30 protein-coding genes are annotated in these 26,557 nt (G+C 69.2%); 17 read left to right on the forward strand and 13 right to left on the reverse strand.

From position 1 onward, the window contains the following. Window positions 1-65: 65 nt before the first annotated feature. Window positions 66-854 carry a GntR family transcriptional regulator gene (locus ABZ848_RS23995; protein ID WP_360834955.1) on the reverse strand — a complete coding sequence of 263 codons (789 nt, stop codon included), beginning with the start codon at window positions 852-854 and terminating at the stop codon, window positions 66-68. Window positions 855-961: 107 nt separating this feature from the next. Between ABZ848_RS23995 and ABZ848_RS24000 the strand changes: the two genes are divergently transcribed. From ABZ848_RS24000 to ABZ848_RS24010, 3 genes are read left to right on the forward strand one after another with little or no spacing between them, the layout of a single operon-like run. Continuing rightward, window positions 962-1,378: an NUDIX hydrolase gene (locus tag ABZ848_RS24000; RefSeq protein WP_360835206.1), complete on the forward strand. Its 417-nt coding sequence runs from the start codon at window positions 962-964 to the stop codon at window positions 1,376-1,378. A gap of 46 nt (window positions 1,379-1,424) precedes the next feature. After that, window positions 1,425-1,853, forward strand: coding sequence for an ATP-binding protein (locus tag ABZ848_RS24005; RefSeq protein ID WP_360834957.1), 429 nt, complete (start codon window positions 1,425-1,427; stop codon window positions 1,851-1,853). Then, on the forward strand, window positions 1,847-2,233 hold the full coding sequence (locus tag ABZ848_RS24010) for a hypothetical protein (protein WP_360834959.1): 387 nt from the start codon (window positions 1,847-1,849) through the stop codon (window positions 2,231-2,233). The genes ABZ848_RS24005 and ABZ848_RS24010 overlap by 7 nt, the downstream gene beginning before the upstream one ends. A gap of 783 nt (window positions 2,234-3,016) precedes the next feature. Here ABZ848_RS24010 and ABZ848_RS24015 read toward each other — a convergent pair. The 5 genes from ABZ848_RS24015 to ABZ848_RS24035 form a co-directional block, all read right to left on the reverse strand. Further along, window positions 3,017-3,775: a hypothetical protein gene (locus ABZ848_RS24015; protein WP_360834961.1), complete on the reverse strand. Its 759-nt coding sequence runs from the start codon at window positions 3,773-3,775 to the stop codon at window positions 3,017-3,019. A 201-nt stretch (window positions 3,776-3,976) separates the two neighbouring features. Then, window positions 3,977-4,333, reverse strand: a complete 357-nt coding sequence (locus ABZ848_RS24020) for a hypothetical protein (protein WP_360834963.1) — start codon at window positions 4,331-4,333, stop codon at window positions 3,977-3,979. 907 nt (window positions 4,334-5,240) lie between these two features. After that, window positions 5,241-5,741 carry a YfbM family protein gene (locus ABZ848_RS24025; protein ID WP_360834965.1) on the reverse strand — a complete coding sequence of 167 codons (501 nt, stop codon included), beginning with the start codon at window positions 5,739-5,741 and terminating at the stop codon, window positions 5,241-5,243. A 291-nt stretch (window positions 5,742-6,032) separates the two neighbouring features. After that, entirely contained in the window at window positions 6,033-6,245 is a 213-nt protein-coding gene (locus ABZ848_RS24030; protein ID WP_360835208.1) for a hypothetical protein, read from the reverse strand. A 249-nt stretch (window positions 6,246-6,494) separates the two neighbouring features. Continuing rightward, window positions 6,495-6,935, reverse strand: coding sequence for a VOC family protein (locus tag ABZ848_RS24035; RefSeq protein WP_360834967.1), 441 nt, complete (start codon window positions 6,933-6,935; stop codon window positions 6,495-6,497). A 229-nt stretch (window positions 6,936-7,164) separates the two neighbouring features. Between ABZ848_RS24035 and ABZ848_RS24040 the strand changes: the two genes are divergently transcribed. Then, complete coding sequence (locus ABZ848_RS24040; RefSeq protein ID WP_360834969.1) at window positions 7,165-7,461, forward strand: zinc-ribbon domain-containing protein; 297 nt, start codon at window positions 7,165-7,167, stop codon at window positions 7,459-7,461. Window positions 7,462-7,562: 101 nt separating this feature from the next. Here the strand turns inward: ABZ848_RS24040 and ABZ848_RS24045 are convergent, their stop codons facing one another. Next, window positions 7,563-7,769 (reverse strand): hypothetical protein, encoded by a 207-nt coding sequence (locus ABZ848_RS24045; RefSeq protein ID WP_360834971.1) that lies wholly within the window; start codon window positions 7,767-7,769, stop codon window positions 7,563-7,565. A 263-nt stretch (window positions 7,770-8,032) separates the two neighbouring features. On the opposite strand from ABZ848_RS24045, the gene ABZ848_RS24050 reads away from it, so the two are divergent. Then, window positions 8,033-8,221, forward strand: a complete 189-nt coding sequence (locus tag ABZ848_RS24050; RefSeq protein WP_360834973.1) for a hypothetical protein — start codon at window positions 8,033-8,035, stop codon at window positions 8,219-8,221. 108 nt (window positions 8,222-8,329) lie between these two features. Here ABZ848_RS24050 and ABZ848_RS24055 read toward each other — a convergent pair whose 3' ends face one another. Then, window positions 8,330-8,806 (reverse strand): MarR family transcriptional regulator, encoded by a 477-nt coding sequence (locus ABZ848_RS24055; RefSeq protein WP_360834975.1) that lies wholly within the window; start codon window positions 8,804-8,806, stop codon window positions 8,330-8,332. Between the two features lie 92 nt (window positions 8,807-8,898). Between ABZ848_RS24055 and ABZ848_RS24060 the strand changes: the two genes are divergently transcribed. The 11 genes from ABZ848_RS24060 (at window position 8,899) to ABZ848_RS24110 (ending at window position 20,898) form a co-directional block, all read left to right on the forward strand. Further along, the gene (locus tag ABZ848_RS24060) at window positions 8,899-9,354 is read left to right on the forward strand and encodes an HGxxPAAW family protein (protein WP_360834977.1); all 456 of its coding nucleotides are present in this window, start codon (window positions 8,899-8,901) and stop codon (window positions 9,352-9,354) included. Window positions 9,355-9,413: 59 nt separating this feature from the next. Continuing rightward, on the forward strand, window positions 9,414-10,292 hold the full coding sequence (locus tag ABZ848_RS24065) for a DUF2797 domain-containing protein (protein ID WP_360834979.1): 879 nt from the start codon (window positions 9,414-9,416) through the stop codon (window positions 10,290-10,292). 50 nt (window positions 10,293-10,342) lie between these two features. Next, a complete protein-coding gene (locus ABZ848_RS24070) occupies window positions 10,343-10,822 on the forward strand; it encodes a hypothetical protein (protein WP_360834981.1) in 480 nt (159 codons plus the stop codon). Between the two features lie 139 nt (window positions 10,823-10,961). After that, complete coding sequence (locus ABZ848_RS24075; RefSeq protein ID WP_360835210.1) at window positions 10,962-11,405, forward strand: antibiotic biosynthesis monooxygenase; 444 nt, start codon at window positions 10,962-10,964, stop codon at window positions 11,403-11,405. Then, window positions 11,398-12,273 (forward strand): amidohydrolase family protein, encoded by an 876-nt coding sequence (locus ABZ848_RS24080; protein ID WP_360834983.1) that lies wholly within the window; start codon window positions 11,398-11,400, stop codon window positions 12,271-12,273. Before ABZ848_RS24075 ends, ABZ848_RS24080 begins: the two co-directional genes overlap by 8 nt. Before the next feature lie 237 nt (window positions 12,274-12,510). Further along, window positions 12,511-13,251: a response regulator transcription factor gene (locus tag ABZ848_RS24085; RefSeq protein ID WP_278196566.1), complete on the forward strand. Its 741-nt coding sequence runs from the start codon at window positions 12,511-12,513 to the stop codon at window positions 13,249-13,251. Then, on the forward strand, window positions 13,248-14,876 hold the full coding sequence (locus ABZ848_RS24090) for a HAMP domain-containing sensor histidine kinase (protein WP_360834985.1): 1,629 nt from the start codon (window positions 13,248-13,250) through the stop codon (window positions 14,874-14,876). The genes ABZ848_RS24085 and ABZ848_RS24090 overlap by 4 nt, the downstream gene beginning before the upstream one ends. 14 nt (window positions 14,877-14,890) lie before the next feature. Next, window positions 14,891-16,411 carry a bifunctional glycosyltransferase family 2/GtrA family protein gene (locus tag ABZ848_RS24095; protein WP_360834987.1) on the forward strand — a complete coding sequence of 507 codons (1,521 nt, stop codon included), beginning with the start codon at window positions 14,891-14,893 and terminating at the stop codon, window positions 16,409-16,411. A gap of 2 nt (window positions 16,412-16,413) precedes the next feature. After that, window positions 16,414-18,639, forward strand: a complete 2,226-nt coding sequence (locus tag ABZ848_RS24100) for a glycosyltransferase family 39 protein (protein ID WP_360834989.1) — start codon at window positions 16,414-16,416, stop codon at window positions 18,637-18,639. Window positions 18,640-18,702: 63 nt separating this feature from the next. Then, on the forward strand, window positions 18,703-20,100 hold the full coding sequence (locus ABZ848_RS24105; RefSeq protein WP_360834991.1) for an MFS transporter: 1,398 nt from the start codon (window positions 18,703-18,705) through the stop codon (window positions 20,098-20,100). 42 nt (window positions 20,101-20,142) lie between these two features. Then, window positions 20,143-20,898, forward strand: coding sequence for a TetR/AcrR family transcriptional regulator (locus ABZ848_RS24110; protein WP_360834993.1), 756 nt, complete (start codon window positions 20,143-20,145; stop codon window positions 20,896-20,898). Between the two features lie 11 nt (window positions 20,899-20,909). On the opposite strand, the gene ABZ848_RS24115 is transcribed toward ABZ848_RS24110, so the two are convergent. From ABZ848_RS24115 to ABZ848_RS24130, 4 genes are all read right to left on the reverse strand, one after another. Beyond that, window positions 20,910-21,380 (reverse strand): PPOX class F420-dependent oxidoreductase, encoded by a 471-nt coding sequence (locus ABZ848_RS24115; RefSeq protein ID WP_360834995.1) that lies wholly within the window; start codon window positions 21,378-21,380, stop codon window positions 20,910-20,912. A gap of 9 nt (window positions 21,381-21,389) precedes the next feature. Beyond that, complete coding sequence (locus ABZ848_RS24120; RefSeq protein WP_360834997.1) at window positions 21,390-22,211, reverse strand: YceI family protein; 822 nt, start codon at window positions 22,209-22,211, stop codon at window positions 21,390-21,392. Window positions 22,212-22,326: 115 nt separating this feature from the next. Continuing rightward, complete coding sequence (locus ABZ848_RS24125) at window positions 22,327-24,873, reverse strand: MFS transporter (RefSeq protein ID WP_360834999.1); 2,547 nt, start codon at window positions 24,871-24,873, stop codon at window positions 22,327-22,329. A gap of 13 nt (window positions 24,874-24,886) precedes the next feature. Beyond that, window positions 24,887-25,396 (reverse strand): MarR family transcriptional regulator, encoded by a 510-nt coding sequence (locus ABZ848_RS24130; RefSeq protein ID WP_360835001.1) that lies wholly within the window; start codon window positions 25,394-25,396, stop codon window positions 24,887-24,889. 195 nt (window positions 25,397-25,591) lie between these two features. Between ABZ848_RS24130 and ABZ848_RS24135 the strand changes: the two genes are divergently transcribed. Continuing rightward, the gene (locus ABZ848_RS24135) at window positions 25,592-25,792 is read left to right on the forward strand and encodes a hypothetical protein (protein WP_360835003.1); all 201 of its coding nucleotides are present in this window, start codon (window positions 25,592-25,594) and stop codon (window positions 25,790-25,792) included. 9 nt (window positions 25,793-25,801) lie between these two features. Here the strand turns inward: ABZ848_RS24135 and ABZ848_RS24140 are convergent, their stop codons facing one another. After that, entirely contained in the window at window positions 25,802-26,521 is a 720-nt protein-coding gene (locus ABZ848_RS24140) for a hypothetical protein (RefSeq protein ID WP_360835005.1), read from the reverse strand. Window positions 26,522-26,557 lie beyond the last annotated feature (36 nt).

Raw genomic sequence — 26,557 nt, forward strand, 5'->3', positions numbered from 1 at the left:
AGTATGCACGTTGGGGTGTACGAGTTCGGGAGAACGTCCCCGCGCACCACCGCAAACCATGACGATCAGGTCGCAGGAAGCTGGTACGACAGCACGTATGCGTCAGCCGCCATGACCGTGTCGCAGACCTCGACGGCCCGCCCCTCGGTGTCGAAGGCGGTCCGGATGAGGTGGATGACCGGGACGCCGGAGGCCAGCCTGAGCGTCTTGACCTCGGCCGGCGAGGGCATCCGCGCCCGGATCTCCTCCTCGAAGTGGTCGAGGCGGTGGCCCAGTTCTTCGAGGCGGGCATAGATGCCGCCAGGTCCGGGGTTGGGTTCGGCGATCTGCGTGCCGCGCGCGATGTCGAGGGGCAGGAAGGAGGTGGCGAACTCGACCGGCCGCCCGTCCAGCAGATACCGCCGTCGACGGGCGAGCACCCGCCGGACGGACCCGAGCCGCGCGGAGACGTCGGGACTGGCCTTCTCTTCCTGGACCTCAAGGCTGTCGACCTGGGGGTGACTGCCGGCGGCGTCGGCCTCGACGATGAAGGCGGACTTGCCCTGCTCCCGATGCCGCCGCGCGAACCTGTCCGAGGCCAGGCGCCGCACAGGGGGCCGTGGTCGGACGAAGACGCCCTTGCCGTGCTCGGCGTGCACGAGCCCTTCCCCCTGGAGGATGGAGAAGGAGTTGCGGACCGTCATTCGGGATACCCCGTAATGCTCGACGAGGTCGGCCTCCGAGGGCAGCTTGTCGCCCTCGTGGAATCGCCCACGGTCGATGGCCTCGCGCAGCTGGTCGGCGATCTGGCGGAAGACCGCACGATCACTCGTGGGGTCGAGGTCGCCGAGGAGGCCGGAAGGAAGAGGGCTCACGCGTACTCCTTTAGGTATCTAGACGTGTGGGCGAGTCTTGTTGCTACGGTGGAGAGCCTAGCCAGCCGAGAGGGCCGAGGAACGTGAGCATGGACCGTCCGCACTCCGTGAGCGTCGCCGGAGTGATCGTTGACGCCCAGAACCGGGCCCTCTTGATCCAGCGCCGCGACAACGCCAAGTGGGAACCCCCGGGCGGCGTCCTCGAACGCGAGGAAACCATCCCCGAGGCCCTGCAACGCGAAGTCCTCGAAGAAACCGGCATCAAGATCGCCCTTCCGGCGACCCTGACCGGCGTCTACAAGAACATGACCGGCCTGATCGTCTCGCTGGTCTTCCGCTGCCAGGCAGCCGACGGCACACCCACCACCGGTTCCGAAACCCGCGCGCTGCGCTGGGCCACCCGCGAAGAAGTCTCCGACCTCGCCGACGAGGCGTACGCGATCCGCGTCCTGGACGCACTCGACTCCACCGACGGGACATCCCCGCCGGCCATCCGCGCTCACGATGGCGTGAAACTCGTCTAGCCCGAACCCGCTGCACATGGCGGCCTACCAGCACGAAGGAACTTGTATGCACGAGTATACGAGTACAGCCCGGGTCTGGGGGCTCACTTGCCCAGGTTTCCCGGAAGAGGTCAGCAGGGCCCGCCGCTGGACGCGCGACATCCTGCGCGACTCGCCCTTGGCGGAGGACGCGGAACTGATCGTGAGCGAGCTGAGCGCGAACGCGATCCTGCACACGGCCAGCGGGGGCGACCGTGGCAGCTTTCACCTGGCCCTGGCGGTATCAGCGCAGGCAGTCGCCTTGTCAGTGACGGACGAGGGAGGCACGGGCACGGCCCCCAAGGTCGAGCACCAGGACCAGGAGGCCGAGCACGGCAGAGGCTTGGGCATGGTCAGCGCGATCGCCCACCGGGTCGTGGTCCACGACAGCGACAACGGCCACACCATCACCGCGGAGCTCTTCACCGACACCCGCAGGGGAGGCCACCCATGCTGACGGACAAGCCCCTGCCCGGCTTCTGGTGCGAGTGCTGGACCCAAGACCTCACCGACGACACCGAACGACCGACGCTCCACGCCTCCTTCGACGCCTACACCGCCACCCAGGCCGACCGATGGGTCGCGACCACACTCCGCACCATCACGCCGGCCCTGGACCCGGACGCTTCCGACCAGGCATGGCACTGGCTCTACTCCAGCCGCATCAAGACCAGGCGAGCACTCTTGAGCCTCGAACCCTGCGCGGTGTCAGTGACCCAAGCCAACACCCGCATCACGTGGACGATCCGGCCCGTACGCTTCCTGCCGCTCGCACATCGTCAGAGGATCGAACTGCCAGCCTGCGCACACGACTTCAAGCCCCACACGTCCGACTGAGTTACAACTTTCTCTACTGGTTCAAGGCCCGCGCACGGCGCGGGCGCGCGCCGCCTCGACGGCGCGGCCTGCCTCTGTCTTCGCCCCGGCTGGCCGCGCCAAGGCGGCGCGCTGGCGAGCTGCGGGCATGAGGTGGGAGACACCCTCTGTGGCTGGGGCGGTCGGCTCCACGGCTTTAGGCAGCCACTTTGGGGCGAGCCTCTAAGATCATGGCCCCAACGTCGTGCTTTAACGGGCAGGTCCACAGACTGCCCGACTCGCCGGAAGCTTAAGGGGCCATGATCACTCGCCCCAAAGCAGCTCCAGCCCAAAGCCGTTCCACCGACCTTGCGGCCTAGCCAGCGCAGGCCGTCACCTGCAGTCGTTGGAGTCAGTCGGGGTAACGATTAGATTACAATCCTTCTGTTTCCCCTCGCTGCTGGATCACCCGCTGTTACGCTCCGTGATCGAAGATCAGCATAGCGACGGAGCGTAACAGCGGGTGATCCAGCAGCGACCCCTACCTGCTACGCTCCGTGATAATTGCTGATGAGGGGCGCCTTTAGGCGACGGCAAGTGCCCGATCGGTTGCGCCAGAGAAGTAACGAGAGTGGGTCTTCCGAAGGCTCGCGAGTGACGTCCCGGTCAAGACGACGATCTCAATGTCGTCGTGCCCACGCAGCTCTCGTTCAAGCTGAAACCTCGCGCGGACTGCCTGTCGGCCCTCTGCAGCTGAGAACTCTTGCTGAACGACTGTCTCGCCCGTGCGTCGGTTGTAGACAAGAAGGAAGTGCTTAAGTGCCCTCATGTTGACAGCCCTCCCGTGATGTCTTCCGTGGTTCGCAGCAGCTCGCGCAACTGGGCGAGAAGCGGGCGTTGAGCCTCCAGCGTAGCTTCTCGACCATCCCGCATGGCGTCGTCTGTGTAGGCGAAGCGCTCTTCTTCATACAGGTTAGCCGAGAAGTCCTCCAACATACGGATGATGTTGCCCACAGCTTCTCCGCCTGAATCCGGTGGCTCACCGTAGCGGATGCCGCGCCCGAAGATGTCGGCGATCCGCTCAAACACGTTGGCCCACAGGTCTTGGCTGAGGGTGCGCACCTGTACCTCTACGTAGCGGCCATCGATCGAGACGATGACGTGGACTGCGCGGTAGCCAACCATCGGATCGGTTCTACGGTCCTTGATGGAGCAAGTGTGGCCCTGCGCTTCGAAGCGTTCGATGATCCAGTCGCAGAGCTGGTCCTGCTCGGTGAGCGTGATATTGCCAGATACCCGGATGCCAGCGATGTCCTGGATGCGAGCCAGGTTGGTGCTTGCACCTCGTGCCTTGGCTCGTTGCAGCTTCTGTACCAAGGTGTCGGTGGTCTTCAGACGGTGCGTGACGCTGAGGGGCCAGTCCAGAGCGTCGCAGAGCTCATCAATGACACCTCGTGCGGCTGTGAGTAGCTCGCTGTAGTCGACGAGGAGTTCTTCAAGCTGTATGAGCGCTTCTTCGGGGGCCTCACCAGGCACCTCAAGGCGCTTGCCGAGTCTCTGCACCGCCGACTTGGACATCTGCATCGCCCAAACATATGGGATTCAGTAGGTAGATTGGCGGCACCACTGACATTGCCACGCGGTGAGGCCGTGAGCCGCGTGCCAGACCTGTGCCAGATCTGGCGGGGAATACCGGGGAACCAGCCGACCGCCCACCAGGCCCCGGCGCTGATTCACCGCAGGTCAGTCCCGGAGCAGGCCCCAAATACCCTTAGTTTCCCAAGCTCAGTGCTCTACGCCGTCGACACTGCCGCGGGTCCCCGTGTAGTGCTCGCCGTCGTCCCCGACAAGGTTCGCCGCCAGCTCTGCTGCGAGGTCGGCCAGGGCAACCCTGTCAACATCAGGGGCGTGTGCGCCGGACAGCGTCACACTTCCCTCGTACCAATGAAGCCCGACAGCGCCACCTCCCGGACTGATCCAAGTGAAGCCCGGCTGCCGACCGACGTCGACCAGGTCGAGGTACCCGTCCTCGCGGAGCTCTGGGCAGCGGTGAGCGAACGCGATCCACTCATCGAACGCGATCGGGTACTCCTCGCTGTCCATCCAGTGCGATGCCCGCGTGATGTGAAGCTCGTATCCCATGCCAGGGATCATTCACCATGGCTCTGACAGAGCCCCTTACCCACCGGGCTCCGTCTCAAGTTCCGTCTCATTCAGCCCCGTTCACGGCCGTTCAGGCGAGACCCGAAGCCGTCCCGACGCCGATGGCCAGCCGCCCCTGAACCCAGGTGAACGCCCCCGGACGACGTCCAGCACCCCACCACCACAGTTGGAAAGCGTGTCGGCGGTGCGAGGCTTCAGCAGATGTCTGGTCGTACAGGGCCCGGCTGGGATTGGCGGACGCCAGTGCACGCCACCAGCGTGCTGCCGTCCGCGTCGAGAAACAGCATGAAGATCCACGATCTGTCGGCAGTCCTGATCTGCCCCAGTCGAACCGGTCGGCTGTATAGGTCGAGGCGTTGCACAGCCCGAGCCAAGCCGGAGGTCTCGATCCCCCTCCGAAGGGTGTGACGGAGTCGGCGCCCGTAGACCGTCGCGAGCGATCTGGGTGACGTCGTTCCGTCCCAGACGACGTATGAAGCGCCGGCGCGGACTGCAGCGAGAGCGGCCGACGACGTGTCGTCGCCACCACCCAGCAGCCGTTCGAGCTGTTCCCGTTCCATGGCCGCACCCCCGGTCGGGATCCTGCTGTACAGCAACGAGGTACAGCAACCCCAGCAACCGCCAACACCGCACATCGGCCCTCAGGACCCTCCCCGCAGCCCCTATGCCCCCCGCTGACCGATCTCTGTAGAGCTACGGATCAGAAGGTTGCAGGTTCGAATCCTGCCGAGTGCACAGCACGTCAAAGCCCCCTCCGGATCATTCCGGAGGGGGCTTTGACGTGCCGTAGGGCAGCGAAGCACGGCCACAGGCGGTGAACAGCCGGCGTCGTTGGCGCTGCCGCCCATCACAGTGGACAGGATGCTGAGTCCGGTCCGCGCGTCCGTCAGTCCAGCCAGACGAGCATCGCGTCGTTCGCCTGGGCGGCAGCCTCGAAGAACTGTGAGAGGCCGTCGTACCAGGGACGCCCCCAGTCCAGCGAGCCGGGCTCACTCCATCCGAGGGGATACACCTCGGCGCGGGTCAGTTCAGCAGGGTCCACGCCAGTGATGAGCTGGGCATAGCTGGTGACCCGCAGAGCTTCCGCCGCGAGTTGGACCCGTTCAGGTCGCAGGTACCTCGGCGGCCCGTACCCCCAGTCCTCATCCTCGGCGAACGGTTCCTCACCGTGGATCACGTTCACGGGGAACTCGGCGCGCGCCAGCAGGAATCGGAGCAAGTCCCAGGTCTTGTAGGTGCTGAAGTGACGCGCCTCGGACGGCTCGGGCTCCGTCTCCTCCTCTGTGTCCTGAACCTTTTCGACGAAGTCCAGAGCCCAGTCGGGGTCTTGGATCGCCCGGTCCAGCTCAGCAGCCGTGACACGCAGGTACTCACCGATCATGCTCATGGCCGGAGACTAAAGGAGACCACTGACAACGGCCGTGGACGAGCCGTCTCAGATTCCGTCTCATTCGGCCCGGCTGGGAAGCGTGCGGGCAGCCAGGCCAGAGACTCAGGAGATGTTGTACCGGCTGCGGTAGAGCCATGACCTTCAATGGTCGGTCAGCCTGTGCCAAGGTTCATGGGAGCGCCTCCCCGATCGCAACGGCGTTGGCCCGAAGCGACGTTTGGCCCGTAGCCGTACCCGAGTCTCAGTGAAGCGGGGCGGCTCAAGGCGCTGTGTCGGCTGGGTACGGCGTCAGGCGCCCGCCCCCGGACCCCATCGGTCCGGCCCCACCCCTTTCCAGTCGATCCATGGCATCCCCGCGACCTCCGAAGGGTCGATCTCCAGGCCCGCTCGGCGGAGGAACTCGGTCAGGTCGATGATGTTGTGGGCCAGGCCGAGGAGTTCGCCGTCAGCGCGGACGCGGCGGCCGCCGGCGGGGGACGGTGGGTGGACGGTCACGCGTATCGGGGCGGACGTACCTTCCGGGTCGTCCGGGTCGTCCGGGTCGTACGGCCGTCCCGCGCTCCCGCCCGTCATTCGGTGGCCCCCGGTGACCGTTGCAGGTGCCTGCAGCAGTGCCGGTGGAGGTGGTGGCGGCGCAGCTCGGTGGGGAACGGTCGCATGACTGAATTCAAGCACGTGTTCGATTTATGCGTCCATCGCCGGGCGGGCCCGCAGAGCTGAGCCCTGCCCCGTCAGGCGAGCCCTGCCCCGTCAGCCGAGTTCCTCGGCCAAGCCGACGACGATGTCCTCAGGGCCGCGGACGTAGCAGAGCCGGTAGATGTTCTCGAACTGCTCCACCGTGCCGACGAGTTCCGCCCCGTGGGTGCGCAGGCGGGTGATGACGTCCTCGATGTCGTCGACGGCGAACATGATGCGGCGGATGCCCAGCGTGTTCGCGGGCGCGTTCTTCGGCTCGGGCTGGACGGCCTTCGGTTGGTGGAATCTCACCAGTTCGATCCGTCCGGGCGCGTCCGGGACCCGCAGCATCGCGACGTCCTGGCGTACGTCGTCGAGCCCGATGATCCGTTCCACCCAGCGGCCCTCGACCGGTCCGCTGCCCTCCAGTTCCATGCCGAGTTCGACGAAGAACGCGATCACCGCGTCGAGATCGTCGACCACGATGAGGACGTTGTCCATCCGCTTGATCGCCATGCTGGACCTCCTTCGCACCGAGCGGCCGGCCTCCCCGGTCACTCCGGCGTACCTGCCGCCTCTGCCGCCCCTGAGACGGAACCGACGAGCCATTCTCGACATCGACATGGGGAGGGGGCATGCCCTCGTCCGGTGGCGTCCGTTAGCGTCCGTCCTCGAAAGGCCCGGAGAGATTTCCGGGACTCGTGCGTTATGAGTAGTAGGCACTGACCCGAGAAGGGCCGATCTCGTGATCATCTTTGGCACCAAGGGATACCTGTACCAGCTCGCGATACTGACGCTGGTGTGCGGCAACTGCGGCAACCCCGCCGCGCACACCCTCAGGAAGCGCGTCACGAAGTTCACGCTGTTCTTCGTGCCGCTGTTCCCGCTGTCCACGAAGTACGCGACGCAGTGCACCTTCTGCGGCACCGAGCACAAGGTGACGAAGGAACAGGCCGAGCAGCTGCAGGCCCAGGCCGTCGGCGGCCCCGGCGCGCAGCCGTACGGCCAGCCGCAGCAGCCGCACCAGCACCCGGGCGTCTGAGAGGCCGACGGCATCGAAAAGGCCCCGGGAGATCTGGAGATCTTCCCCGGGGCCTCTTCCATCGGCGCTGGGTGGGCAGTTGAAAGCGGTCGCGTACGGGATCAAGCCGCCGCCTCCGCCAGGCGGTGGAACGCCTGCGTCGTGTTCGGGTGGGCGAGTTCGTCCAGGAGGTGGCGCCAGTCCGGGTCGCTGAGGGACGGGTGGGCCTGGTCCCAGGCGGTGAGCAGAGGGGCGAGGTCGTTCTCGTGCGGGGCCTTGGTCGCCTCGCCGGTCGTGGTGTTCGGCTTGGTGGGCTGCAGCGGCTTCATCGGGGTTCCCTTCCAGGAAGTGGTGGAGGCCTGGGCTCGATCGGTTCCTCGGTCCGTTCCTCGATGGGTTCTACGATGCCGTCGGCCGGCCCCTTGTCACCATGAAGCGTCCTACCGGAACGATGGTGGAGCTGGCCGTACCCCCGAGGGGGGCTGCCCTCCCCCTGAGGCTTCTCGGCACGCGCCAGAACTCGCGCGCCGTATCCCCTCCACCATACGTACCCTCGTGCGCGGGACGACGAAGGGTGAGGGGGGCTGCGGCGATGGGGCGGAGGCGTTACGTCGCCCGAGGCGTGCCCGGCGGATACCGGATCTGGGACAACCACGGCCGTCGCTGGTGGGGCGACCTCTACGAACTCTGCCCCGACGACCTCCTGACCGAGCTCAACGGGCCCGCCGACAGCACACGGATAGCCGCGCTGCTGAAGCGGTACCGGGCGCTGAAGCGGTGACCGGCCGGGCGGGGTTGGAGGGCGATACCCGTCAACCGGCATCCCGGCCGACCTGACCCCACTCCACCTGACCCCACCCCACCCCACCTGACCCCACCCCCCTTCACCTCACTCCGTCCCGCAGTGCTCCTCCAGATACCCCGCCGCCAGCGCACTCGCGCGCGTGAACCAGTCCGTCAGGATCGCGATCTCGTCGGGGGAGTAGTCGGCGAACAGGGCCATCAGGCGGGCGTAGTACGGCTCGTAGAGCTCGCGTACGCGCGCCTCCGCGTCCGGCTGTGCCGCCACGCGGACCCGGCGGCGGTCGTTCGGGTCGGGGCGGCGGGTGACGTAACCGGCGCGTTCGAGGCGGTTGAGGATTCCGGTGACCGCGCCGGTCGTGACGTGCGCGCGGGCCGCCAGGTCGCCGGCCGTGAGGAGGTTCTCGCCGGCCTCGATGACGTACGCGAAGCAGGTCAGGTCGGTGACGTTCAGGCCCACCCGCTGGGCCATCTCCTGCTGGCCGATCATGCTGGTCGCGATGAGGTGGTCCATGGCGGACAGCGCCTGGGCCGGTGTCGCGGACGGGCGCGGCTTCGCTTGCATTCCGGATTCCCTGATTCCCTTAGTGCGTGAGAGATTTCTGGGCTAAATTTCTTAGGTGGTGAGATATTTGCCGTGATCGGGAGGGCGGGCGCATGAGTGCACATCAGTATGACGAGGGGCATACGGTCGCCGGGTGGACCGGTTTCGCGGTCGCGACCGTCGGGACGGCGGTGCTGGGACTAGGCGTGTGTACGGCCTCGGCCGCGATCCTGGCCGGCGGGCTCGGGATCGTGGTGGTGAGCGTCCTGGTCACCTGGGCGCTGCACCTCACCGGCTGGGGCAAACCGCCGGGCCGGCGGCCGCGGGAACAGTGGGGGTGGCGCACGCGGGATCTGACGGCGCGGGACGGGCACCCCGGGTGCGTGGGGTGCCGGCTGGCGGGACGACGGGTTCGTACGGCGGTGTCGTACGGCGATCCGGCCGTGACCGGCGATCCGGTCGTGGCCAGTAGCCCGGTCGTGGCCGGCAGCCCGGTCGTGGCCGCCAGCCCCACCGTGACCGGCAGCCCGGAATCCGCGCCTGCCCTCGCCGCCGAAGATAGCCGCTGAGCTGCGCTGATGCCCGCGTCGGAGGCCGTTGTCAGTGGCGGCCTCTACTCTCGGGAGCAATGGCACAGGCATGGAAGTGCTCGGGGCTGCGGTGGGCGGCAGGTGGTCCCGTGCTGGTGTGGGACGGTGGTCGGCGCTCCGCGCTGACCTGGGGGAAACGGGTGGCCTTCGGGGCCGCGGACGGGGGTGTGCGGACGTGTGCGGGAGCGCGGGGGCATGCGTGTCCGGTACGGGCGGTGGTGCCGGGGCGGAGTACGGGGGCGCGGTGCGAGGAGTGTGCGCGGCTGGACCGGGCGCACTCGGTGGCCGCCGACACGATCGCGGACGATCCGCGGCCGTACCACGTATATCTGGCCTGGTTCGGGCCCGGCATGGTCAAGGTCGGGATCACCGCCGAAGAGCGGGGCTCGGCGCGGCTGCTTGAGCAGGGGGCCGTCTGCTTCAGCTGGCTGGGCCTCGGACCGCTGATGGCCGCCCGGCGCACGGAGGAACTGCTGCGGGCCGCACTCCGGGTGCCGGACCGGATTCCGTACGGCGACAAGCGGGCCGTGCGGTCCCGGTTGCCGGCGTCGGAGGCGGAGCGCGCGGCCGAGGTGGAGGCGCTCCACGCGCGGGCCGTGGGGCTGGCCGAGTGGCCGGAGTCGCTGAGACGCGAGCCGTGCCAAGTGGTCGACCACGTCGGGGTGTTCGGGCTGGCGGAGCTGCCGGGGGCGGTCGGGGAGGTGGGTGAGCTGATCCCGGGCGGCTGGGTGAGCGGGGAACTGGTCGCCGCCGCGGGACCCGACCTGCACCTCGCGACCGGACGCGGGGTCGTCGTGCTCGACACCCGGCTGATGACGGGCTGGAACCTCGTGCCGGCGACCGGGGGCGAGACCGGATTCACGGTGCCGGTACGGGAGTTCAGGGAGGCTGCGGGGATTCAGGACGGGTTGTTCTGACTGTCGGTGCGCCGGGGCGCCGGTGCAGGTGTTCGGAGGAGGGGGGCTCTATGGACATCACCGTCCAGTGGATACGCACCAGCTGGACCAAGAAGTCCCGCGGCGGCGAGGCGGCCGCCCGGCGCAACGCCCTGCCTGTCGGCTTCGCCGTCCCGCACGGCCTGGCGGCGCCGGACGCGCACACGGTTCGGATGCGCGAGTGGGAGGGCTTCGTCCCGTACAACGGGCGGGCGGAGCTGAGGGACCTGGCTGTCCGACTCCAGGTGAGGAACGGGCGGTTGCGGGTCCGGCCGCCGCACGTGGATCCGCTCTACGGGCTGCCGCCGAGACCACGGCGTCCGCCCGCCGTGCGGCTCGACCCCGGGCAGTGGGTGCGGTGGCAGCTCAACTTCCGGTTCAGCAGCATGGCCGGCATGCAGGACTGGTCGTACTGGCTGGACACGTTCAACATCGCGTACGGGCCGGTCGACGCCGAGGTGTTCCTCGGTGAGCCGAGCTTTCACGTGGACGAGCAGGGGCCGGTCCGGTAGGCGGGCCGGTCCGGCGGGCGGGCCGTTCGGCAGTCGTAGGCGACGGTCAAGAGTTGGATCCCTTCCGGATCCCTTTCGGCAAGGAGGTGGACGTGGGGGCGGAGCGGGGACGATCGTGAGGGACATGAGTGATCACCGGATGGCACCTGTCAGTGCACCTGCCAGTGCGCCTGTCAACGTGTCTGCCAACGTGCCTGTCGCCGCCCATGAGCCGCCCTACTACGCCGTTGTCTTCACCTCCGTACGGACCGGAGCGGACGGCGACGGCAACGGGGATGGCGATGGCAATGGGGATAGTGATGACGGGTACGACCGGACCGCCGAGCGGCTCGGAGACTTGGTGAAGGGCATTCCGGGGTTTCTGGGAGAGGACGCCGCGCGTACGCCGGGTGGGCTCGGCGTCACCGTCGCCTACTTCCGGGACCTGGCAGGGATCGAGGAGTGGCGTCGGCACGAGGAGCATCGGGCGGCCAAGGCGTACGGGCGTGAGCACTGGTACGAGCGGTACACGCTGCACATCGCCAGGGTCGAGCACAGCCAGGGGTTCGAGCGCGCCGCCGGCCGAGGGAAGTCCCATGACTGAAGCCGAGGAGATTCGGCGGTTCTGGGGGCGGCTCGGGTTGCCCGGCCTCGTCGATGTGCACACGCACTTCATGCCGGAGCGCGTGCTGCGCAAGGTCTGGGCGTACTTCGACTCGCTCGGGTCACTGACCGGCGGGCTGGAGTGGCCGATCACGTATCGGAAGGAGGAGGCCGAACGGGTCGCGTTGATAAGGGAGTTCGGGGTCCGGGGCTTCACCGCCATGCTCTATCCGCACAAGCCGGGGATGGCGCGGTGGCTCAACGACTGGGCCGTCGAGTTCGCCGGCCGTACCCCTGACTGCCTGCACACCTCGACTCTCTTTCCAGAGCCGGGAGTTGAGGGCTATGTGCGGGAGGCGGTCGAGGCCGGGGCGCGGGTGTTCAAGGCGCATGTGCAGGTGGGGGTGTACGACCCGGCGAGTGAACTCCTGGACCCCGCTTGGGGGTTGCTTGCCGAGGCCGGGGTGCCCGTGGTCATCCACTGCGGGTCGGGGCCCGCGCCCGGCAAGCACACCGGGCCCGAGCCGGTCGCGCGGGTACTGGCCCGGCATCCCCGGCTGCGGCTCGTGATCGCGCACATGGGGATGACGGAGTACGAGGACTTCCTCGACCTGGCCGAGCGGTACGGGGAGGTGCGGCTGGACACGACGTCGGTGTTCACCGACTTCGCCGAGCGGTTCGCGCCGTTCCCGCGGCGGGCGCTGCCGCGGCTGGCGGAGCTCGGGGACCGGATCCTGCTGGGCAGCGACTTCCCGAACATCCCGTACCCGTACCTCCACCAGCTCCACGCCCTGGAGCGACTGAGCCTCGGGGCCGACTGGCTGAGGGCCGTGTGCCACGACAACGGAGCGACGTTGTTCGGTCTGTGAGACCGCCCCCTGCCGCCACTCATGTCACCCCCTCGACACCCCCAGCCTCCTCACAGCCCCCCTTTACGCCCTGATCACCTTGACCCGCACATGATGTATCCGAGTCCGCAGAAGTGCCCCCTGGTACCGCTGGTCAAGAGATTCCCAGGGGTTCCCTGAGAGGTGCCTGTGCGTTTCTTAGGGAAATCACAGGTTGTCGAAAGGGTGCTCTCAGAGGATCCAGACAGTGTGTCCACCATGACCACGACCTCGCCCCAGGGGCGCACCGAACTGCTGAGGCCGGACGGGAGCCCCGTCCGAGTGCTTGTGGTGGACGACGAGCTGTCGATCACCGAACTGCTCTCCATGGCCCTCCGCTACGAGGGCTGGCAGATCCGGGCCGCCGGAGATGGCACGGGTGCCATCCAGACCGCCCGGGAGTTCCGGCCCGACGCCGTCGTTCTCGACATGATGCTGCCGGACATGGACGGCCTGACGGTCCTCGGCCGTCTGCGGCGCGAGCTGCCCGACGTACCCGTCCTCTTCCTCACCGCCAAGGACGCCGTCGAGGACCGCATCGCGGGTCTGACGGCCGGCGGCGACGACTACGTCACCAAGCCCTTCAGCCTCGAAGAGGTCGTGGCCCGGCTGCGTGGTCTCATCCGCCGTTCCGGTGCCGCCGACCGCCGCTCGGACTCCGTGCTCGTCGTCGGCGACCTGACGCTGGACGAGGACAGCCACGAGGTGAGCCGGGCCGGCGAGTCCATCCACCTCACCGCCACCGAGTTCGAGCTGCTGCGCTTCCTGATGCGCAACCCGCGGCGCGTGCTCAGCAAGGCGCAGATCCTCGACCGGGTCTGGTCCTACGACTTCGGCGGCCAGGCGAACGTGGTCGAGCTCTACATCTCGTATCTGCGCCGGAAGATCGACGCCGGCCGGGAGCCGATGATCCACACCCGGCGTGGCGCCGGTTACCTGATCAAGCCCGCCGCCTCATGAGCGGGCGACGACGGCCACGTCCGCAGAAGCGACGAGCGGGACAGCCGCGCACCCTGCGGACGCGGCTCGTCGTCGCTTCCGTGGTGCTGATCGCCGTGGTGTGCGCGGTGATCGGCACGGTGACGACCCTCGCACTGCGGTCCCACCTCTACGAGCAGCTCAACGACAAGCTGGGCGAGGTCGCGGCGCGGGTGGCGCCCCGCGAATTCGACGGGCCGCCCAACGGCAAGACCCTGCCCGGCGAGCAGCAGAAGACGACCGAAGACATCCCGGTGACCAAGCCCTCCCAGTTCGTCACCAGGGGCGGGCAGCCGGACGGCACGATCGCGGCCAAGGTGGTGAACCGGACCATCACCGACGCCCAGCGCGGGGTGAAGTCCGACTCCACGAACAACTTCTCGATGAACCCCAAGCCGCTCACCGAGGCCCAGATCAAGGTTCTCAACTCCGTCCCCCAGGACAGCAAGATCCACACGGTCGACCTGCCGGGTCTGGGGACTTATCAGGTCACGTACTCCAGCAACGACAAGTCCGCCTTCTACGTGGCCATCCCCACCAAGGAAGCCGACAGCACCATCAACACGCTGATCCTCGTCGAGGTCAGCGTCACCGCCGCAGGCCTCGGTGCCGCCGTCATCGCCGGTTACGTGCTCGTCGGCGTCGCCACCCGCCCGCTGCGCCGCGTCGCCGCCACCGCGACCCGTGTCTCCGAACTCCCCCTGCACACCGGCGAGGTCAACCTCAGCGAGCGGGTCCCGGAGTCGGAGACCGACCCGCACACCGAGGTCGGCCAAGTGGGCGCCGCGCTGAACCGGATGCTGAACCACGTCCACGGCGCCCTGCACGCACGGCAGCAGAGCGAGATGCGGGTACGGCAGTTCGTCGCCGACGCCAGCCACGAGCTCAGGACCCCGCTCGCCTCCATCCGCGGCTACGCCGAGCTGACCCGGCGCGGCAGAGAGCAGGTCGGCCCCGACACCCGGCACGCCCTGGGCCGTATCGAGTCCGAGGCGGGGCGGATGACCCTGCTGGTCGAGGATCTCCTCCTGCTCGCCCGGCTGGACGCGGGCCGTCCGCTGCAGTTCGAGCAGACCGACCTCATCCCGCTGGTCGTCGACACCGTCAGCGACTCCCGCGCGGCCGGCATGGAGCACAACTGGCGGCTCGACCTGCCCGACGAACCCGCCCTGGTCTCGGCCGACGCGGCGCGGGTCCAGCAGGTGCTGGTCAATCTGCTCGGCAACGCCCGCAAGCACACCCCGCCCGGTACGACGGTCACCGCCCGCATCCAGCGGCGCGGCCCGTGGATGTGCGTGGACGTCGAGGACAACGGCCCCGGTATCCCGCCGGACCTGCTCCCGCACGTCTTCGAGAGGTTCGCGCGCGGTGACTCGGCGCGGTCCCGGGCGACCGGCTCCACCGGCCTCGGACTTGCTATCGTGCAGGCCGTCGCGACCGCCCACGGGGGTGCCGTGACCGTGGACAGCGTTCCGGGCTGCACCGTGTTTACCGTGCATTTGCCGGCGCTTGCCCCCGCGATTCCGCAGCCCGCCCCCGAAACGAATTGGCAATCGCACTCACAGGTACAGCACAGTGCCACCACATGGGTGCAACAGGGCACTTGACCAGAGTCGTTGTCATGCGAACCGACTCTTCTCCCGGCACCCTGCCGGCGCGGGAGCACCTCCCGGCCGGCGACGCCGGTACGCCTGTCCTGGACGTAGTGATCCCCGTCTACAACGAGGAGAAGGACCTCCAGCCGTGTGTGCTGAGACTGCACGAGCACCTCAAGCGCACGTTCCCGTACGCGTTCCGCATCACCATCGCGGACAACGCGTCGACCGACACCACTCCCCAGGTGGCGGCACGGCTGGAGGCGGAGATCGCCGAGGTCAGCAACTTCCGCCTGGAGCAGAAGGGCCGTGGTCGCGCGCTGCGCACTGTCTGGTCAGCCTCGGACGCCCCGATCCTCGCCTACATGGACGTGGACCTGTCCACCGACCTCAACGCCCTGCTCCCGCTGGTGGCCCCGCTGATCTCGGGCCACTCCGACCTGGCCATCGGCTCGCGGCTCGCCCGCTCCTCGCGAGTGGTGCGCGGCCCGAAGCGGGAGTTCATCAGCCGCTCGTACAACCTGATCCTGCGCGGCTCGCTCCAGGCCCGCTTCTCGGACGCGCAGTGCGGATTCAAGGCGATCCGCCGTGACGTGGCCCAGGTGCTGCTGCCGCTGGTCGAGGACACCGGCTGGTTCTTCGACACCGAGATGCTGGTCATCGCCGAGCGCGCGGGGCTCCGTATCCACGAAGTGCCCGTCGACTGGGTCGACGACCCGAACTCCACCGTCCACATCGTGAAGACGGCGACCGAGGACCTCAAGGGGGTGTGGCGCGTGGGCAAGGCACTGGCCACCGGCTCGCTGCCGCTGGACCGGATCGCCCGGCCGTTCGGCGACGACCCGCGCGACCGCGAGATCCAGGACGTGCCGAAGGGGCTGGCCCGCCAGCTCGTCGGGTTCTGCGTCATCGGCGGTCTGTCGACCCTCTTCTACCTCCTCCTCTACAGCGGCTTCCGCACCTTCTCCGGCTCGCAGGTCGCCAACGCGCTCGCGCTGCTGGTCTCCGCCGTCGCCAACACGGCGGCCAACCGGCGCCTGACCTTCGGGGTGCGCGGCAAGGGCGGCGCCGTGCGCCACCAGGCGCAGGGGCTCGTCGTCTTCGGCATCGGTCTCGCGCTGACCGCCGGTTCGCTCGCCGCCCTGAACGCGGCGACCTCCGACCCCGCGCACTCCACCGAGCTGGCGGTCCTGGTGGCCGCCAACCTCGCGGCGACCGTGCTGCGCTTCCTGCTCTTCCGCGCCTGGGTCTTCTCCGACCGCAGGGACGGTGAGCCGTCGACGGTGGTGGCCTCGCACAGCCCCAACCCGTCCTCGCCGACCTACGCGACGAGCGTGCCCGCACATCCCCAGTACCAGGACCAGTTCCAGCAGTCGTACCGCCCGCAGCCGCCGCTGCCGCAGCGTCCGGTCGGCCGCCCGAACGGCACGTATGAGAGCCATGAGACGACCCAGTTCCGCGCCGGTGAAGTCGCGGACCGCCGCTGGGAGGACGCCACCATGCATCTGCAGCCGGTGCGCCCGACCGACACCGATCCGAGGGACTGACGATGACCACCCACTACGACCAGACGACCTACGAGGGAGGGTCCGGGCCCGGTCCGTCCTCCTGGGGGCCGTCGCAGACGATCGACTCGCCCGTGCAGGAGCCGGAGCCGGCCCTCCCCGCCGAGCCCCAGGCCGGTGAGCCCAAGCAGCCCTTCGCGCGGAGACTGTGGCGCGGCCGCCCCGAGGACCCCCGCTGGGTACGCCCCGCGTTCTGGGGCCTGCTGCTCGCCACCGCGGCGCTGTACTTCTACAACCTGAGCGCGTCCGGCTACGCCAACTCCTTCTACTCGGCGGCCGTCCAGGCCGGCACCAAGAGCTGGAAGGCGATGTTCTTCGGCTCGCTGGACGCGGGCAACGCGATCACCGTCGACAAGCCCTCGGCGTTCATGTGGCCGATGGAGATCGCGGCCCGGATCTTCGGCCTGAACTCGTGGACGATCCTCGGCCCCGAGGTCCTCATGGGCGTCGGCACGGTCGCCGTCGTCTACGCCTCCGTGCGCCGACGCTTCAGCCCCGGGGCAGGTCTGATCGCGGGTGCGGTGCTCGCGCTCACTCCCGTCGCGGCGCTGATGTTCCGGTTCAACAACCCGGACGCGATGCTGGCCCTGCTCATGGCGCTGGCCTGCTACTTCGTCGTACGGGCCGTCGAGGACGGCAAGACCAAGTGGCTGGTGTACGCCGGTGTGGCGATCGGTTTCGCCTTCCTCGCCAAGACGCTGCAGGCCTTCCTGATCCTGCCGGCGCTCGCCTTCGTCTACGCGGCCGTCGGCCCGCACAAGCTGAAGAAGCGGATCGGACAGCTCGCCCTGGCCACGGTCGCGCTGGTCGTCTCCGGCGGCTGGTGGGTCGCGATCGTCGAGCTGTGGCCGGCCTCCTCCCGCCCCTACATCGGCGGTTCGCAGGACAACAGCTTCCTGTCGCTGACCTTCGGCTACAACGGCCTCGGCCGCATCAGCGGTGACGAGACCGGCAGCGTCGGCGGCGGTGGCGGCGGCACGGGCTCCGGCCGCTGGGGCGCTACCGGCTGGGACCGGATGTTCAACTCCGAGATCGGCAGCCAGATCTCCTGGCTGATCCCGGCCGCGCTGATCCTGCTCGTCGCCGGTCTGGTGGCGACCCGCAAGCTGAAGCGGACCTCGGTGACCCGGGCGTCGTTCCTGGTCTGGGGCGGCTCGCTGCTGATGACCATGATCGTGTTCAGCTACATGGCGGGCATCTTCCACCAGTACTACACGATCGCCCTCGCCCCCTACATCGCCGCCGTGGTCGGCATGGGCGCCGGGCTCCTGTGGGAGAAGCGCGCCGAGCTGTGGGCGTCGATCACCCTCGCCGCCGCCGTCGTCTCGGCAGCGGTCTGGGGTTACGTCCTCCTCAACCGCACCTCCACCTACCTGCCCTGGCTGAAGTACCTGATCCTGATCGGCGGTCTGACCGCCGCGCTCGGCCTGATCTTCGCCGGCCGCATCAACCGCCAACTCGCCCTCGGGGCGGCCGCGGTGGGCCTGGTGGCCGCGCTGGCGGGCCCGGCGGCGTACACCCTGAGCACGGTCAACTCCGCGCACACCGGCTCCATCCCGACGGCCGGTCCGGCCGGCGCGAGCATGATGGGCATGGGTGGCGGCCCCGGCGGCGGTGGCAACCGCGGCGGCTTCGGCGGCGGTATGCCGGGCCAGAACGGCACCGGCGGCACCACCCAGAACGGCAACGGCTTCCCGGGCGGCGGCACGACCGGCAACGGCAACGGCGGCTTCGGCGGCGGAATGCCGGGCCAGCAGAACGGCAACGGCACCACCCAGAACCAGCAGGGCGGCCGGGGTCAGATGGGCGACGGCGGCGGCATGGGCGGCGGCGTCGGCGGCCTGCTGAACGGCGCGACCGTGAGCTCCCAGGCCAAGAAGCTGCTGGAGACGGACTCCTCGAAGTACACCTGGGTCGCCGCGGCCATCGGCGCCCAGAACGCCGCGAGCTACCAGCTCGCCACCGACCAGTCGGTCATGGCGATCGGCGGCTTCAACGGCACGGACCCGTCCCCGACGCTGGCCCAGTTCAAGCAGTACGTGGCGGACGGGAAGATCCACTACTTCATCTCGTCCGGCAGCAGCGGCGGCATGGGCGGCAGCAGCAGCGGCACGTCCTCGCAGATCACCTCGTGGGTCGAGAAGAACTTCAAGAAGGTGACGGTGGGTTCGTCCACGTTCTACGACCTGACGCAGAAGGCGAGCAGCTGACGGTCAACGGCTGACGGAGAAAGTGTTGTACACCGTATAGCAACCAGCTATACGGTGTACGGCATGTCTACGTCCGCGTCCCCCCACGGCCATCCCCAGCGCTGGCTGATCCTCGGTGTCATCTGCCTCGCCCAGCTCACCGTGCTGCTCGACAACACCGTCCTGAACGTGGCGATCCCCTCCCTCACCCGGGAGCTGCACGCCGAGACCTCGGACATCCAGTGGATGATCAACGCGTACTCGCTCGTCCAGTCCGGCCTGCTGCTCACGGCCGGCAGCGCGGCCGACCGCTACGGCCGCAAGAAGATGCTGCTGGCCGGACTCGCCCTGTTCGGCCTCGGCTCGCTGGTCGCCGGATTCGCCGGTTCCACCGGCCAGTTGATCGCCGCGCGGGCCGGCATGGGCATCGGCGGCGCGCTGCTGCTGACCACCACCCTGGCCGTGGCGATGCAGATCTTCGCGCCCGCGGAGCAGCCCAAGGCGATCGGCGTCTGGGCGGCGGTCAACGCGCTCGGCTTCGCGGCGGGCCCGCTCATCGGCGGCTTCATGCTGAACCACTTCTGGTGGGGCGCGATCTTCCTGATCAACCTGCCGGTGGTGGCCCTGGGCCTGGTGGCGGTCGTAGCCCTCGTCCCGGAATCCAAGAACCCGACCGGCGACCGCCCCGACCTCCTCGGCGCCCTGCTCTCCACGATCGGCATGGCCTCCCTCGTGTTCGCGATCATCTCCGGCCCGGACCACGGCTGGCTGTCGGGCCGGGTCCTGCTGACGGCAGCGGTCGCCGTGCTGGTCCTGAGCGCGTTCGCGTGGTGGGAGAGCCGGATCCCGTACCCCATGCTCGACCTGGACTTCTTCCGGGACCGCCGTTTCACGGGCGCGGTCACCGGAGCGGTCCTGATCACCTTCGGCATGGGCGGCGCGCTCTTCCTGCTCACCCAGCATCTGCAGTTCGTGCTCGGGTACGGCCCCTTGGAGGCCGGCCTGCGCACGGCGCCGCTCGCGCTGACCGTCGTCGTCCTGAACTTCTCGGGCCTGTCGGCGAAGTGGGCGGCCAGGCTCGGCACACCGGTGTCGATCGCGCTGGGGATGGTGCTGATGGCGGGCGGGCTGGTGTCGATCGCCGTGTTCGACACCGGTGGTTACGGCGCGACGCTGCTCGGGCTGCTGCTGATCGGTGGTGGCTGCGCGATCGCCAACCCGGCCATGGCGCACGCCATCATGAGCTCGATCCCGCCGGAGAAGGCGGGGGTGGGAGCCGGAATCAACGGCACCCTGGCCGAGTTCGGGAACGGACTCGGGGTAGCGGTGCTGGGTGCGGTGCTCAGCTCCTCCGGGCAGCTGGCCGAGGGGCTGAAGGCCGGTCAGCTGGTGGGTGCCGTGGCCGTGTTGCTGGGCGGGTTCGTGGCCGCGGCGTTGCTGCGCCGGGCTCAGCGGGCAGACTCGGAGATGGCTGCGGCCTAGCATCTTGATCAGTGAACCGTGGAAGTCGAGGAAGGTGCGCCAATGGTGAGGGCAGCCGAGCGGGCGGCGCGGACCAGTGTGTGGCTGGAGGGCAAGGTCCGGCGGGGCGGGCGCGGCGGTCAGCCGTCCGGCCTCGACCGCGACCGCATCACCGAGGTCACCGTGCGGCTCCTGGACTCCGAGGGACTCGCCAAGTTCTCCATGCGGCGCCTGGCCGGGGAGCTGAACGTCACCGCGATGTCCGTCTACTGGTACGTCGACACCAAGGACGACCTCCTCGAACTCGCCCTGGACGCGGCCTATGGCGAGCTGGCCCTGCCCGACCCCGGGACCGACGAGGACTGGCGGGCCCAACTCCGCACCCTGGCAACGGAGTACCGCGCCCTCCTGGTCCGCCACCCGTGGCTGTCCCCGCTGGCCGGCACGTTCCTGAACATCGGCCCGAACAGCCTCGCCTTCTCCCGGGTCGTCCAGCAGGTCATCCGCAAGACGGGCCTGCCCGTGCACGGACTGTCCGGCGCCATCTCGGCCGTCTTCCAGTTCGTGTACGGCTTCGGCACGATCGAGGGCCACTTCATCGCGCGCTGCGCCACGGCGGGCATGTCCCAGGACGAGTACTTCCAGCACGCGATGAGCGCGGTGACCCAGGCCCCCGAGGCCGCCGCGATCATCAAGGAGAACGCCGACATCATGGCGGCCCGAGGGGGCGACACGGTGGAGGAGATGCGGGAGCGGGACTTCACGTTCGCCCTGGACCTGCTGGTGGCCGGAATCGAGGCGATGGTCTCCCGCCGCTGACTCGCGGCTGACTACTGGTCGGAGACCAGCCTCGCCGGGAATCCCCCGGTAGCCACCGGCCCCCACTTCACCGGCGTGACCCGGATGATCGACTTGCCCTGCTTCACCATCGCCTCGCGGTACTCGTCCCAGTCCGGGTGCTCCCCCGAGATGTTCCGGAAGTACTCCACCAGCGGCTCCACGGACTCCGGCGAGTCGATGACCTCGGCCGTCCCGTCCACCTGGACCCACGGCCCGTTCCACTCGTCGCTCAGCACGACGACGCTGACCCGCTCGTCCCGCTTCGCGTTCCGCGTCTTCGCCCGCTCGGGATACGTCGAGACGACGATCCGCCCCGAGTCGTCGACGCCACAGGTCAGCGGCGAGGCCTGCGGGCTGCCGTCGGCCCGCCGCGTCAGCAGGATCGCCCGGTGCCGGGGCCGTACGAAGTCCAGCAACTCTTCGAGGGAGACAGACGTGTTCGTAGCGATGTTGGGTGCCATGCCCTCAGCCTAGGCCTGAGGCAGCGACTCCCCCTGCACCGCCTGAATGTCGAGTTCCACCTTGAGCGTCGTACCGATCGCCGCGATCCCCGCCTGCACCACCTGGTTGTAGTTCATGGCGAAGTCCTCCCGCCGCAGCTCGGTCGTGGCGCGGAAAGCCGCCCGCGTCCCGCCCCACGGGTCGGACCCCGTGCCCAGGTACGCCAGGTCCAGATCCACCGGCCGCACCACCCCGTGCAGCGTCAGCTCCCCGTGCACGGTCCACCGGTCGGAACCGGCGGCCGCAAGCCCACTGGACCGATAAGTGATCTCCGCGAACCGCTCCACGTCCAGGAAGTCCGCCGACCGCAGATGCTGGTCCCGCATCCCGTTCCCCGTGTCGATGGACTCTGCCCGGATCACCGCCTCCACCCGCGACTTCTCCACCTCGTCCGGCGCGATCTCGATCCGCCCCGCGAACTCGGTGAACCGCCCGTGCACGCTGGAGATCCCCAGGTGCTGGGCCACGGCCCCCACGCTCGAGTGCGCCGGGTCGATGGTCCATGGCCCCGGCGGCGGCAGCTCCGTACCGCCCTGCCGGGCCAGCGTGACGTTCCCCAGCTCGGCCCGCCCGCTCGCCGTGACGATGGCCGTGGAGGCGGCGGGCGCGTATCCGACGGCGGTGACGATGACGACGTACGGCCCCGGCGTCAGCGAGGTCGTGTCCCGCACGGCCCCCTCCGCGTCCGCCTCGGCCCGCAGCACCTGCGTGCCGCTCATGTCGGTCACCGTGACGACCGCGTGCGACACGGCCCATCCGTCCCTGGTACGGATCCTCGCGGTCAGTCTCATCCCGTTCTCTCCCTGCGGTGCTGCAATGGTCGTGAAAAGAAACCGGCCCGTGGCGCCGGGCGCGCGCCTCCGCTCAGAGCGCGCGCACACCGCCCGCCACGGGCCGGGGTCCGAACTACTCGCCCGGGTGGGCCAGTTCGATGTCGTGGTCGTCGACACCGCGGCCGTTCACCGTCAGCGCCGTCGCGACCGGCGGGTAGCCCGTCGCGATGACCGTGTAGTCGCCGCCGTTCAGGTCGGTGAAGGCGTACGCCCCGTCCGGACCGGTGGTGGCGGTGCCGACCACGTTGCCCGCCGCGTCGACCAGCGTGACCCGCGCGTCGGCCAGCGGACCGTGCGGCGCCCGTACGACGCCCTGGAGCTGGGCCCCGGAGTCCAGGTCGACCTCGATCCGGGTGACCCCGGCGCCGCCGACCTCGACGGGCAGCGCCCGCGGCCGGTACCCGGCGGCGTTCACCGCGACGGTCACCGCCCCCGGCACCAGCTCGGCGAAGGAGAACTCGCCCTGCTCACCGGTGGCCTGGGTGGCCAGCAGATCCCCGCGCACATCGGTCACGATGACCATCGCGTCCTTGACCGCCAGCCCGCTCTCCGCGGCCCGCACCAGCCCGTTGAGACCGCTGGTACCGCTCAGGAGGATGTCGTACGAGACCGGCTCGCCGTTGACGACGACGGTGGACGCCTGCGGCTGGAACCCGTCCGCCGCCGCGATCAGGACGTACGACCCGACGCTCGGCGCGTCCACCGCGTACGACCCGTCGGCCTGCGTCACCGACCGCCCCAGCTGGCGTCCGGCCAGCGAGATCAGGGTGACGGCGGCCTGCGGCACCGGCGCGCTCTCGTTGCCGCGCACGAAGCCCCGTACCGGAATCCCGCCGCTGGCCGCGGACTCCTCGGGCCGCGCGATGGTCGCCACGGCCGCCAGCCGCTGCGTGCCGTCGGCGGCGGTCTCCGTCTCGGAGGTGGTCACGGCCCAGCTCGGGACATGCTCCGCGGCCGGAGCCTGCGCCGCCGCCGCCGGGGCCTGCGCCTCGACAGAGGCCTCCGCCGGCGTCTCGTCCGCCGCCGCGGCCTGCGCCAGCGCGCCCTTGGTCCTCAGCGGGACCTCCTTGATGAACAGGGTGATCAGGAACGCGAAGGCCGCGAGGCAGCCGGCGATCAGGAAGACGTCGGCGATGCCGTGGCCGTACGCGCTCTCCATGAGCGTGCGGATCGGGCCGGGCAGCTTGGCGAGGTCCGGGATGCTGTCGGTCGAGGAGCTCGAACCGGCCAGCGCGGCCCGGTACTTGGGGTCGAGGGAGGCGATGCCGTCCGTGACGTAGTGCGTGATCCGGTGGGACATCACCGCGCCGAGCGCCGAGACGCCGACCGCACCGCCGAGGGAACGGAAGAAGGTGACCGTCGAGCTCGCGGAGCCGAGGTCGCCCGGCTCGACCTGGTTCTGCGTGCACAGCACCAGGTTCTGCATCATCATGCCGATGCCGAGACCCAGCAGGGCCATGAAGATCGACATCTTCCAGTAGGCCGTGTCGTACCGGATGGTCCCGAGCAGGCCCAGGCCCGCCGTCACCAGCACGCCACCGCTGACCAGCCAGGCCTTCCAGCGCCCGGTGCGGGTGATGAACTGCCCGGAGACGGTGGAGGAGACGAAGAGCCCGCCGATCATCGGGATGGTCATGACGCCGGACATCGTCGGGGACTTGTCGCGGGCGAGCTGGAAGTACTGGCTGAAGAAGACCGTGCCGGTGAACATCGCGATACCGACGAACAGCGAGGCCAGCGACGCGAGCGTGATGGTGCGGTTGCGGAACAGGCGCAGCGGGATGATCGGCTCACTGGCCTTCGACTCGATGAGCACGAAGACGAGCCCGAGGACGATCGATCCGCCGACCATCGCGTACGTCTGCCACGAGATCCAGTCGTACTTGTCACCGGCGAAGGTGACCCAGACCAGCAGCAGCGAGACGGCCGCGGCGATGAAGAACGCGCCGGCCCAGTCGACCTTGACGTCCCGCTTCACGACCGGCAGGTGCAGCGTCTTCTGCAGCACGATCAGCGCGATGACGGCGAAGGGGACACCGACGTAGAAGCACCAGCGCCAGCCCAGCCACGAGGTGTCGGTGATGACACCGCCGAGCAGCGGGCCGCCGACGGTCGCGACCGCGAAGGTGGCGCCGAGGTAGCCGGAGTAACGCCCGCGCTCACGCGGGGAGATCATCGCGGCCATGACGATCTGGGCGAGGGCGGACAGACCGCCGACGCCGATGCCCTGGACGACACGGCAGGCGATCAGCATGCCGGCGTTCTGCGACAGACCCGCGGCCGCGGACCCCAGCACATAGATGACGAGCGCTATCTGGACGAGCGCCTTCTTGCTGTACAGGTCGGCGAGCTTGCCCCACAGCGGGGTGGCCGCGGTCATCGACAGCAGGGCGGCGGTGACGACCCAGGTGTAGGCGGACTGGCCGCCGCCGAGGTCGCTGATGATGTGCGGCAGGGCGTTGGTGACGATCGTCGACGACAGGATCGCCACGAACATGCCGAGCAGCAGACCGGAGATGGCCTCCATGATCTGCCGATGGGACATCGGGGCGTACTCGGCGGCGGAGCCTCCCCCGTGCTTGGCATGAGCCCGCACACCGGCTGGTGTGGTCGTTGCCATGGACTTCCTTCTCTTACGTGTTCGCGGGTGTACGGGTGGTCGGTTCGGGTTCTTCGAGCGCGGGGGGCGGCAGCCTGGGCGGCAGGGCGGCGACGCGGCTGTCGTCGAAGCTGGAGCGCAGGCGCGCCATCAGCCGGGTGAGCTGGGCGACCTCCTCGTCGCTCCAGTCCGCGAGCCGCTCGGCCAGCAGCTGGGTGGTCCGCTCGGACAGCGCCTCCAGGCGGGCCGTGCCGGCCGGGGTGAGGTGCAGGATCCGGGACCGCTTGTCCGCGGGGTCGGGGGAGCGGTCGATCCAGCCGCGCTCGGCGAGGTGCGTGACATGCCGGCTGGTGACCGACATGTCCACCGCGAGCAGCTCCGCGAGCCGGCTCATGCGCATGTCGCCGTGGCGGCCAAGGAGCGTCAGCACGGCAGCGCTGCCGCTCGGGCAGTCGGACGGCAGGATCCGTCCCAGCTCCCGCTTCACGGCACCGAAGGCGCTGAACTGACGTACCAGCTCCTCGTACTGTGCCCGCTCGGCCATCACACCTCCCGCATTCGTTGCTTAGGGCAACCATAAGAGTTGTTGGTTGCTACAGGCAAACAATCTGGGGTGGGGGTGGCATAAAAACTTGGCAAAGGCAAGTATTGCGAGCGTAAACACGCAGGTGGCGGCGGCTACGGGTACCGGCGGACCCCCACTTGGGCAGCACACGCGTATTCGCTAGGGTCTCCAGCTATGGCTAACCCCCAGAACCCCCAGGGCAACTACGACCCCGCCGGCAGCACCCAGATGTTCCGCGCGTTCGTGGACGAGGGTCCGCAGGGCCGTCAGCAGCAGCAGGCGCCCGCGTCCTCCGGCCCCCGCATCGGCCTGATCGTCGGCATCGTGGTCGCCGTGGCGGTCGTGGCCGCGGTGGCCTGGCTCGCGCTCAAGTAGCGCACGGCACTACTTCCACCGGACGGCGACGTCCCGGGTCTCGATGTGCATGCCCAGCGGCACGCGCCAGGACTCGACGCACACCGTCCAGGTCTTCTCCTTCTCGGCGCCGGCCTTGATCGGCACCGGAAGCCCGGCGGTCGACTCGACCGTCCCCCAGTCGAGCCCGAGCGCCCCGATGATGTGCGTCCCGAAGGTCACCTCACCCGAACGCACCGCGGTGCCCCCGGAGTTGACGAACTCCAGCGTCACGTCCTCGCACCACCGCTTGTCGGTGGCCTTGCGGGCGGGATCGCCCCAGGTGAGGGCGGCGGGGGTGGCAGGGCTGGGGGCGGTCGTCGCGGACGGTGAACCCGTAGTCGTACGACCGGACTTGGCGCCGTCGGCCGACGGGCCGGGGCTTGCGGTCACCGTCGCCTCCGGCGAGCTGCCCTCCGTATCGCCGCTCCCCGCAGGGGAGTTGGTGGCCCCGGCGCGCCCGCTCGCCGCCCGCTCGCCCTCCAGCGGCACCAGCGTCACGCTCCCCGTCGGCCGCACCGCCGTACCGGAAGGCTGAGGGCCGCCCACCATGCCGGTCGCGACGTAGCCCTCACGCGCGCCGCCCCCGCACGCGGCGAGCGCCGCGGCCAGGCAGACGACGGCCGCCGACGCGCCGATCGCGGCGCCTCGACGGCCATGTGTCCGGGTCGTCCGGGTGGTCCATGTGGTCCCAGGAGTTCCACGCAGCATCGCGCCATGGTGGCTGACACTCCGTCAAATAGGAAC

Origin of the sequence: Streptomyces sp. NPDC047081 (assembly GCF_040643775.1) — a bacterium.
Lineage (GTDB): Bacteria > Actinomycetota > Actinomycetes > Streptomycetales > Streptomycetaceae > Streptomyces.